Origin of the sequence: Streptococcus sp. 3613 (genome assembly GCF_013277375.1) — a bacterium.
GTDB classification, from domain to species: domain Bacteria; phylum Bacillota; class Bacilli; order Lactobacillales; family Streptococcaceae; genus Streptococcus; species Streptococcus pseudopneumoniae.
In genome coordinates this window covers 1-9,113 of the sequence record NZ_VMMV01000071.1, presented here as the reverse complement: position 1 = coordinate 9,113, position 9,113 = coordinate 1, and the positions used below count along the sequence as shown (strand labels likewise).

Genomic DNA, 9,113 nt, shown 5'->3' with positions numbered 1-9,113 from the left:
TACTGAATGGACAGCACAAGCAAAATGTGTCGCAATTTCCCGTAAAAAAGCATCTGGATAAGCCTCTACAAAGGATTTCAATTCCTCTAAAGGAATCTTTCGGTTTTTGACGACTCGCTTTTTCCTCTCTAAGTGTCCTTGTTCACGTAAGTTCTTTTCCCACGTGAAGAGAGTTCTGACGCCAACATCAAAAACCTTGGCTGCCTCGACATGGCTGTGCCCCTCTTTGATGTAATCTAATGCTCGCTGTTTAAAATCTGTACTATATGCCATAGCTTTATTATAACATGCTTGTTTGAAACTAAGCAACTATACTATGCGTTTTTCTTATTTTAAGATTTTTACCTCAGTCTCTTTTAGTATTTAACGCAGTTAATAAGGTCTTTACAATAGTTTAATTCAGGTAGTAAATTTGTTTCTATTCTGTCAACTTTTCCTATTTTTTATCTTGTTGAGGTTGGTATTTTAACAATTCAGGAATTGTTAATAACTGTTTAAAATTTTTTGTTAGAATAAGTTCATAAAAAAGAAAAGGAGTATTTGATCATGTTACAAAAAATTTATGAGCAGATGGCGGATTTTTATAGAAATATTGAAGAAGAGTATGGTACTGTATTTGGTGATAATTTTGACTGGGAACATTTTCATTTTAAATTTTTAATTTATTATTTAGTGAGATATGGTATTGGGTGTCGTAGGGATTTTATCGTTTACCATTATCGTGTTGCTTATCGTTTGTATCTTGAAAAGATGATAATGAAACAAGGTTTTATTTCTTGTTGAGATAGTCTGAGTTAATTTCCGAACAAATTTACTTTTTTATGGAAAGATAATAATAAATAGCTGCTTATTTTTCTAAATCATTTTTTAATAGTTGGAAATAGCAAATCTTTCTATTGTTTCTTCTTGATAAAAAGGCGATTTTTTCTTATAATAAATTGTAAGATATAATTGCAGGTGAGAGTCCTGCCATGTATGTGAGAAAGGAAGAGCCTGAGGGCTCAGACAAGATTATGACTTCAGTTGTTGTTGTAGGTACCCAATGGGGTGATGAAGGTAAAGGGAAGATTACAGACTTCCTTTCAGCGAATGCAGAAGTGATTGCACGTTACCAAGGTGGTGATAATGCAGGTCACACGATTGTGATTGATGGTAAGAAGTTTAAATTGCACTTGATTCCATCTGGGATTTTCTTCCCTGAAAAAATCTCTGTTATTGGGAATGGTATGGTTGTAAATCCTAAATCTCTTGTAAAAGAGTTGAGCTATCTTCATGAGGAAGGTGTTACAACTGATAACTTGCGTATTTCTGATCGCGCGCATGTCATTTTGCCTTATCATATCGAGTTAGATCGTTTGCAAGAAGAAGCTAAGGGCGACAATAAGATTGGGACTACAATCAAGGGAATTGGTCCAGCTTATATGGACAAGGCTGCTCGTGTGGGAATTCGTATCGCCGATCTTTTGGATAAAGACATTTTCCGTGAGCGTTTAGAACGTAACCTTGCTGAAAAGAATCGTCTTTTTGAAAAATTGTATGATAGTAAAGCTATCGTCTTCGATGATATTTTTGAAGAATATTACGAATATGGTCAACAAATCAAGAAATATGTGACAGACACGTCCGTTATTTTGAATGATGCGCTTGATAATGGTAAACGTGTGCTTTTTGAAGGTGCACAAGGTGTTATGCTAGATATTGACCAAGGGACCTATCCATTTGTTACTTCTTCAAACCCTGTGGCTGGTGGTGTGACAATTGGTTCTGGTGTTGGTCCAAGTAAGATTGACAAGGTTGTAGGTGTATGTAAAGCCTATACGAGTCGTGTAGGAGACGGTCCTTTCCCAACTGAGTTGTTTGATGAAGTGGGAGAACGTATCCGTGAAGTAGGTCATGAATATGGTACAACAACTGGTCGTCCACGTCGTGTGGGTTGGTTTGACTCAGTTGTGATGCGCCATAGTCGTCGTGTTTCTGGTATTACTAATCTTTCATTGAACTCTATCGATGTTTTGAGTGGTTTAGATACTGTGAAAATCTGTGTGGCCTATGATCTTGATGGTCAACGTATTGACTACTATCCAGCTAGTCTTGAGCAATTGAAGCGTTGCAAACCTATCTATGAAGAGTTGCCAGGTTGGTCAGAAGATATTACTGGAGTTCGTAATTTGGAGGATCTTCCTGAGAATGCGCGTAACTATGTTCGTCGTGTGAGTGAATTGGTTGGCGTTCGTATTTCTACTTTCTCAGTGGGTCCTGGTCGTGAACAAACAAATATTTTAGAAAGTGTTTGGTCCTAAGAGATTTTTAAGATTTGTTTAAGATAGGTCGGGTATACTATAGACAGTTACAAGAAGACCTCCTAACTTGTTGTAACGAATATCCTAAACTTTTCTTTTTCATAATAATCTCCCTATAAAGTCACCGCATTTGGTGGCTTTTTTTGTCTTGGGATTCATGATATAATAATAAAATCGATAAGTAGTAAAAGGGAAATTGATGAATTATACAGTTGAAGAAAAAGAAGTCTTCATGAGAGAGGCCTTGAAAGAGGCTGAGATTGCTCTTGAACACGATGAAATTCCAATTGGTTGTGTGATTGTGAAAGATGGCGAAATCATTGGTCGCGGGCATAATGCGCGTGAGGAGTTGCAACGAGCGGTTATGCATGCGGAGATTATGGCAATAGAGCATGCGAACCTAAGTGAGGAGAGCTGGCGCTTGCTGGATTGCACGCTTTTTGTGACCATTGAGCCGTGTGTCATGTGTAGTGGGGCGATTGGACTTGCCCGTATTCCAAACATGGTCTATGGGGCTAAAAACCAGAAATTTGGCGCTGCTGGGAGTTTGTACGATATCTTGACAGATGAGCGTCTCAATCATCGTGTGGAGGTTGAAACGGGAATTTTGGAAGATGAATGCGCGGCTATTATGCAGGACTTTTTTAGAAATAGACGGAAAAAATAATTTTGCTTTTAAAATGAATAGGAATGTGATATAATAAATAGTGGAGCAACAGTTCTGCGTGAAGCGGGTCAGGGGAGGAATCCAGCAGCCCTAAGCGATTTGAATTGTGTGCTCTTTTTTTCGTGCTTTTTCCGAATAAATAAGATAGAATAATCTAGAATAAATGATAATAGAAAAGAGAAGATGATGAAAATTCGTGGTTTTGAATTGGTTTCTAGTTTTACAGATGAAAATTTATTGCCCAAGCGCGAGACAGCGCATGCGGCTGGTTACGACTTAAAGGTTGCTGTGCGCACAGTTATTGCGCCAGGAGAGATTGTCTTGGTTCCGACAGGGGTTAAGGCTTATATGCAGCCGACTGAGGTTCTTTACCTTTATGATCGCTCTTCAAATCCTCGTAAGAAGGGCTTAGTTTTGATTAATTCAGTTGGGGTCATTGATGGGGATTATTATGGAAATCCTGGGAATGAAGGGCATATTTTTGCGCAGATGAAGAATATTACAGACCAAGAGGTTGTTCTTGAAGTTGGGGAACGTGTGGTCCAGGCTGTCTTTGCTCCTTTCTTAATTGCAGATGGAGATGCGGCAGACGGAGTGCGGACAGGTGGATTTGGATCGACAGGGCACTAAGATGAGGATTATCTTTGTACGTCACGGGGAGCCAGATTACCGTGAGTTAGAGGAGCGTTCCTATACGGGATTTGGGATAGATTTGGCACCCTTGTCTGAGATGGGACGGCAGCAAGCTCAGGAACTGAGCACCAATCCTTTACTCTTTTCAGCTGAAATAATCGTATCTTCTGCAGTCACAAGAGCTTTAGAAACGGCTTCTTATGTGGTTTGTGCTACGGGACTTCCTTTGAGAGTGGAGCCATTATTGCATGAATGGCAGGTCTATAAAACAGGAATAGAAAACTTTGAAACAACTAGAAGACTGTTTTTAGAAAACAAGGGGGAGTTGCTTCCTAATAGTCCTATTCAATATGAGACAGCTACGGAAATGAAGTCTCGTTTTTTAGAATGTATGTCTAAGTATCGAGAACATCAGACTGTGGTAGTTGTTGCTCATCGAATGCTCATGCGTCAGTTTGTGCCAAATGATAAGATTGATTTTTGCCAAGTGATTGAGTGTGAGTTAGAGATATAGAAAGAGGTTTATCATCGCAAAGAAAAAAGCGACATTTGTATGTCAAAATTGTGGGTATAATTCCCCTAAATATCTGGGGCGTTGCCCTAACTGTGGGTCTTGGTCTTCTTTTGTAGAAGAGGTTGAGGTTGCCGAGGTCAAGAATGCGCGTGTGTCCTTGACAGGTGAGAAAACCAAGCCCATGAAACTAGCTGAGGTGACTTCAATCAACGTCAATCGAACCAAGACGGAGATGGAGGAATTCAACCGTGTACTTGGAGGCGGAGTGGTACCGGGAAGTCTTGTCCTCATTGGTGGGGATCCTGGAATCGGGAAATCGACTCTTCTCCTACAAGTCTCAACCCAGTTGTCCCAAGTGGGGACAGTTCTCTACGTTAGTGGGGAGGAGTCTGCCCAGCAGATTAAGCTACGAGCAGAGCGCTTGGGAGATATTGATAGCGAGTTTTATCTCTATGCAGAGACCAATATGCAGAGTGTTCGAGCAGAGGTGGAGCGCATCCAGCCAGACTTCCTCATTATTGACTCCATTCAGACCATTATGTCTCCTGAGATTTCAGGGGTGCAGGGATCTGTTTCTCAAGTACGTGAGGTGACGGCTGAACTTATGCAACTGGCCAAAACTAATAACATTGCCATCTTTATCGTAGGGCATGTGACCAAGGAAGGAACCTTGGCTGGGCCGAGAATGTTGGAGCATATGGTGGATACGGTGCTTTACTTTGAAGGGGAGCGTCACCATACCTTCCGTATTTTAAGAGCGGTCAAAAACCGTTTTGGCTCCACTAATGAGATTGGGATTTTTGAGATGCAGTCAGGTGGCTTGGTTGAGGTCCTCAATCCGAGTCAAGTTTTCCTAGAAGAGCGTTTGGATGGAGCAACTGGCTCGTCAATCGTTGTGACCATGGAAGGGACGCGTCCGATTTTGGCGGAGGTTCAGGCTTTGGTAACACCGACCATGTTTGGAAATGCCAAGCGTACTACGACAGGACTTGATTTTAATCGTGCGAGTCTGATTATGGCTGTTTTAGAAAAGCGTGCAGGGCTTCTCTTGCAAAATCAGGATGCCTATCTCAAATCTGCTGGTGGTGTTAAATTGGATGAACCTGCGATTGACTTGGCTGTTGCAGTTGCTATTGCTTCGAGCTACAAAGACAAGCCAACTAATCCTCAGGAATGTTTTGTCGGAGAACTGGGCTTGACAGGAGAGATTCGGCGCGTGAATCGTATTGAGCAACGCATCAACGAAGCTGCTAAACTGGGCTTTACTAAGATTTATGTACCTCAGAATTCCTTGACAGGAATCACTCTGCCTAAGGAAATTCAGGTCATTGGCGTGACAACGATTCAGGAAGTTTTGAAAAAGGTCTTTGCATAATCCGTGACAAATTCTCTTAAAAATGATAAGATAGGAGAAATATTTGACTATCAAATTTTCAAGGAGGGAATCGTGTCGTATTTTGAACAGTTTATGCAAGCTAATCAGGCTTATGTTGCCTTACATGGGCAGTTAAATCTGCCACTTAAACCCAAAACAAGAGTAGCTATTGTGACCTGTATGGACTCTCGTCTGCACGTTGCACAAGCTCTGGGCTTGGCACTTGGGGATGCTCATATCTTGCGGAATGCAGGTGGTCGAGTGACTGAAGACATGATTCGTTCGCTAGTTATTTCCCAGCAACAAATGGGGACAAGAGAGATTGTGGTATTGCACCATACAGACTGTGGTGCTCAGACCTTTGAAAATGAACCTTTTCAGGAGTATTTAAAAGAGGAATTAGGTGTAGATGTGTCAGACCAGGACTTCTTGCCCTTCCAAGATATAGAAGAGAGTGTACGCGAGGATATGCAACTGCTTATCGAGTCTCCCCTAATACCAGACGATGTCACTATCTTTGGTGCCATTTACAATGTTGATACAGGAAGTATGACAGTCGTAGAATTATAAATACTTCATTTAGAAAGAAAGTGTATGAAGAAAAGCAGTATTTTATTTATTTTTATTTTATTGCTATGTATTGGTTTACAGTATGAAACCATCTACTATACGGACGGTTCGAGGTCAGGTGCGGAATATGGACTAATGGGAGTTTCTATCTTTCTAGCTCTCTTTTACATGATTCCGGCTCTTTATTTTCTCTTCCGTATTGGGAAAAAATGGGAATTCCCAAAGAACGCCTTGATTTTGTCTTTATTGGGTGGGATGTTCCTTTCAGGCTGGTTATCTAGCTTTGCGAATACCTATATCCATGATTTGCTGGGTATGCTTTTCCTAGATAGTCCATTTTTAAATGCCTTTGAAAGTGCTATTGTGGCTCCTTTGGTAGAAGAACCCTTGAAATTATTGACACTTGTTTTTGTTTTGGCTTTGATTCCTGTGCGAAAATTAAAATCTTTGTTTTTACTTGGAATTGCTTCCGGTTTGGGATTCCAAATGATTGAGGATATTGGTTATATTCGTACGGATTTGCCAGAGGGCTTTGACTTTACTATTTCGCGAATTTTAGAGCGTATCATCTCAGGAATTGCCTCTCACTGGACTTTTTCAGATCTAGCTGTAGTAGGTGTTTACTTGCTTTACAGAGCCTATAAAGGGCAGAAGGTTGGCAAGAAACAGGGTCTTATTTTTCTAGGTTTAGCCTTGGGAACTCACTTCTTGTTTAACTCTCCTTTTGTTGAATTGGAGACAGAGTTGCCTTTAGTGATTCCAGTGGTTACGGCTATTGCTCTCTATGGTTTTTATCATGCTTATTGCTTTGTTGAGAAACACAATGAGTTGATGACCTAGAATATTTTTCAAAAGAATGATGCAAGGGTACAAATATGGTGTCCTTCTTTTATTTTTGATTGAAAAATAGTGCAAAAAGCGCTACAATGGTAGATGGAAAATCTTGTGAAAAGCACAAGCGATACATATATACCGGAGGAAATCATGTCTTTTTCTGATTTAAAGCTGTTTGCCCTTTCTTCTAATAAAGAATTGGCAGAACGTGTGGCGCAGGAGATTGGGATAGAGTTGGGGAAATCAAGTGTTCGCCAATTTTCAGATGGAGAGATTCAGGTCAACATTGAAGAATCAATCCGTGGGAAACACGTCTTTATCCTACAATCAACTAGTTCGCCTGTAAATGACAATCTGCTTGAAATTTTGATTATGGTAGATGCTTTGAAGCGTGCGAGTGCAGAATCTGTCAATGTTGTCATGCCTTACTATGGGTATGCACGTCAGGATAGAAAGGCGAGAGCGCGTGAGCCAATCACTTCAAAACTTGTCGCAAATATGCTTGAAGTAGCTGGAGTGGATCGTTTATTGACCATCGACTTGCATGCTGCGCAAATTCAAGGATTCTTTGATATTCCTGTGGATCATTTGATGGGTGCTCCTCTGATTGCAGATTATTTTGAGCGTCGTGGTATGGTTGGTTCTGACTATGTGGTTGTCAGCCCGGACCATGGAGGGGTGACTCGTGCTCGTAAGTTGGCAGAATTTTTGAAAACATCTATCGCTATTATTGATAAACGTCGTAGCGTTGATAAGATGAATACTAGTGAAGTTATGAACATCATCGGTAAGGTTGAAGGCAAGACTTGTATCTTGATTGATGATATGATTGATACCGCTGGAACGATTTGTCATGCGGCAGATGCTCTTGCGGAAGCTGGTGCTGTTGAAGTCTATGCAAGCTGTACGCACCCAGTTCTTTCTGGTCCTGCTACGGACAATATCCAAAAATCAGCTATTAAGAAATTGGTTGTTTTGGATACTATCTATCTGCCAGAAGAGCGTTTGATTGATAAGATTGAGCAGATTTCAATCGCTCATCTTCTAGGGGATGCTATCGTACGTATTCATGAAAAACGACCACTTTCTCCACTTTTCGGTATTGAGAAAAAAATTTAATGACCAAGCCTGAGATGGTTCTCAGGTTTTTTCGTCTTTTTTCCGAATAAATATAGTCAATTGAAACAAGAACAAGACAAAAGAGCCTCGTAAAAGGTATTGCAACTTGGTAATACCTTTTTGAGATGCTTTTTGATATGAGCCCATGTCTTCTCAATAGGATTGTACTCAGGTGAGTAGGGAGGAAGGGGTAAAAGTTTATGCCCAAACTCTTCACACAAGAATTCTATTCTAGCTATTCTATTGGAATCTTGCATTATCCATAATAATAACTGAGGGTGTATTTAATGTCGGTAAGAGAAATTTCTGAAACCAAGCTTCAAAAAAGTCGCTCGTCATTGTTTCTTGGTAAGTTATTGGAGCGATTAACTCACCATTTGTTAGCCCTGCAACCAAAGAAATCCCCTGATATCTTCTTCCAGAGACTTTACCTCCTATTAACTGACCTTTTGATGAGCAACCATATTCTCGATAAAAGTAAGTATCGAATCCTGTTTCATCAATATAAACAGGTGCTAAGTGCTTTAAACTATTAAAATTCTTAAGAAATAAGGATACTTTTTCTGGGTCTTGTTCATAGTAGGTGTGGTTCTTTTTTTCGAGTGTACCCCATAAATTTGAGCGCATAGTGGATAGTAGTTGGATGACAGCCAAATTCAGAAGCTATTTCAGTCAAATAAGCGTCTGGATTGTCAGTAAGATAGTTTTTAAGTCTATCTTTATCAACTTTTCTTGGTTTTGTTCCTTTTACTTGATGGTTTAGCTCTTCTGTTCCCTCTTTTAGCCTTAACCAGCCATAAATGGTATTACGTGAGATTTGGAAAACCTGTGATGCTTTTGTTATACTACCTGTTCGCTCACAATAGCCGAGAACTTTTTTACGAAAATCTATTGAATATGCCATAAGAAGATTATACAACATTGTGTACTGTTTTTGGTTCATTTTACTATAGATAGAAGCAGTGAATCTAGCAAACCTAGATTTAAAAATGTGCTATAATGAAAGGAGAGAAAGAATGATTCTAAGACATCCGGGCATTAGCTCAACCAATGATTTGGACGCTAAGAAAATTTTCAGCAATCCAGAAATCACTTGTCAAT

At 40.0% G+C, this 9,113-nt stretch carries 10 protein-coding genes, 1 other RNA gene and 1 pseudogene; 10 read left to right on the top strand and 2 right to left on the bottom strand.

Annotated features, from left to right (window positions below):
• Nucleotides 1-273, bottom strand: a 273-nt coding sequence (locus tag HT708_RS08560; RefSeq protein WP_172926265.1) for an IS630 transposase-related protein, incomplete at its 3' end; no start/stop codon positions are given.
• 273 nt (nt 274-546) lie between these two features.
• Here HT708_RS08560 and comW point away from each other — a divergent pair.
• The 10 genes from comW (at nt 547) to HT708_RS08510 (ending at nt 8,012) form a co-directional block, all read left to right on the top strand.
• Entirely contained in the window at nt 547-783 is a 237-nt protein-coding gene (comW, locus tag HT708_RS08555) for a sigma(X)-activator ComW (RefSeq protein WP_000939541.1), read from the top strand.
• 230 nt (nt 784-1,013) lie between these two features.
• The gene (locus HT708_RS08550; protein ID WP_050208768.1) at nt 1,014-2,300 is read left to right on the top strand and encodes an adenylosuccinate synthase; all 1,287 of its coding nucleotides are present in this window, start codon (nt 1,014-1,016) and stop codon (nt 2,298-2,300) included.
• 199 nt (nt 2,301-2,499) lie between these two features.
• The gene (tadA, locus tag HT708_RS08545; protein ID WP_172926264.1) at nt 2,500-2,967 is read left to right on the top strand and encodes a tRNA adenosine(34) deaminase TadA; all 468 of its coding nucleotides are present in this window, start codon (nt 2,500-2,502) and stop codon (nt 2,965-2,967) included.
• A 32-nt stretch (nt 2,968-2,999) separates the two neighbouring features.
• An RNA gene (ffs, locus tag HT708_RS08540) (signal recognition particle sRNA small type) lies at nt 3,000-3,097 on the top strand.
• Between the two features lie 56 nt (nt 3,098-3,153).
• A complete protein-coding gene (locus HT708_RS08535) occupies nt 3,154-3,597 on the top strand; it encodes a dUTP diphosphatase (RefSeq protein ID WP_000701987.1) in 444 nt (147 codons plus the stop codon).
• Nucleotide 3,598: 1 nt separating this feature from the next.
• Complete coding sequence (locus HT708_RS08530) at nt 3,599-4,114, top strand: histidine phosphatase family protein (protein WP_055349635.1); 516 nt, start codon at nt 3,599-3,601, stop codon at nt 4,112-4,114.
• A 10-nt stretch (nt 4,115-4,124) separates the two neighbouring features.
• On the top strand, nt 4,125-5,489 hold the full coding sequence (gene radA / locus HT708_RS08525; RefSeq protein WP_172926266.1) for a DNA repair protein RadA: 1,365 nt from the start codon (nt 4,125-4,127) through the stop codon (nt 5,487-5,489).
• A gap of 72 nt (nt 5,490-5,561) precedes the next feature.
• Nucleotides 5,562-6,059 (top strand): carbonic anhydrase, encoded by a 498-nt coding sequence (locus HT708_RS08520; RefSeq protein ID WP_007285146.1) that lies wholly within the window; start codon nt 5,562-5,564, stop codon nt 6,057-6,059.
• Between the two features lie 24 nt (nt 6,060-6,083).
• Nucleotides 6,084-6,899 carry a PrsW family glutamic-type intramembrane protease gene (locus tag HT708_RS08515; RefSeq protein WP_166736889.1) on the top strand — a complete coding sequence of 272 codons (816 nt, stop codon included), beginning with the start codon at nt 6,084-6,086 and terminating at the stop codon, nt 6,897-6,899.
• Nucleotides 6,900-7,043: 144 nt separating this feature from the next.
• The gene (locus HT708_RS08510; RefSeq protein WP_000010164.1) at nt 7,044-8,012 is read left to right on the top strand and encodes a ribose-phosphate diphosphokinase; all 969 of its coding nucleotides are present in this window, start codon (nt 7,044-7,046) and stop codon (nt 8,010-8,012) included.
• 56 nt (nt 8,013-8,068) lie between these two features.
• Here HT708_RS08510 and HT708_RS08505 read toward each other — a convergent pair.
• Nucleotides 8,069-8,916 (bottom strand): annotated as a pseudogene (locus HT708_RS08505) (IS630 family transposase).
• Nucleotides 8,917-9,113: the final 197 nt, after the last annotated feature.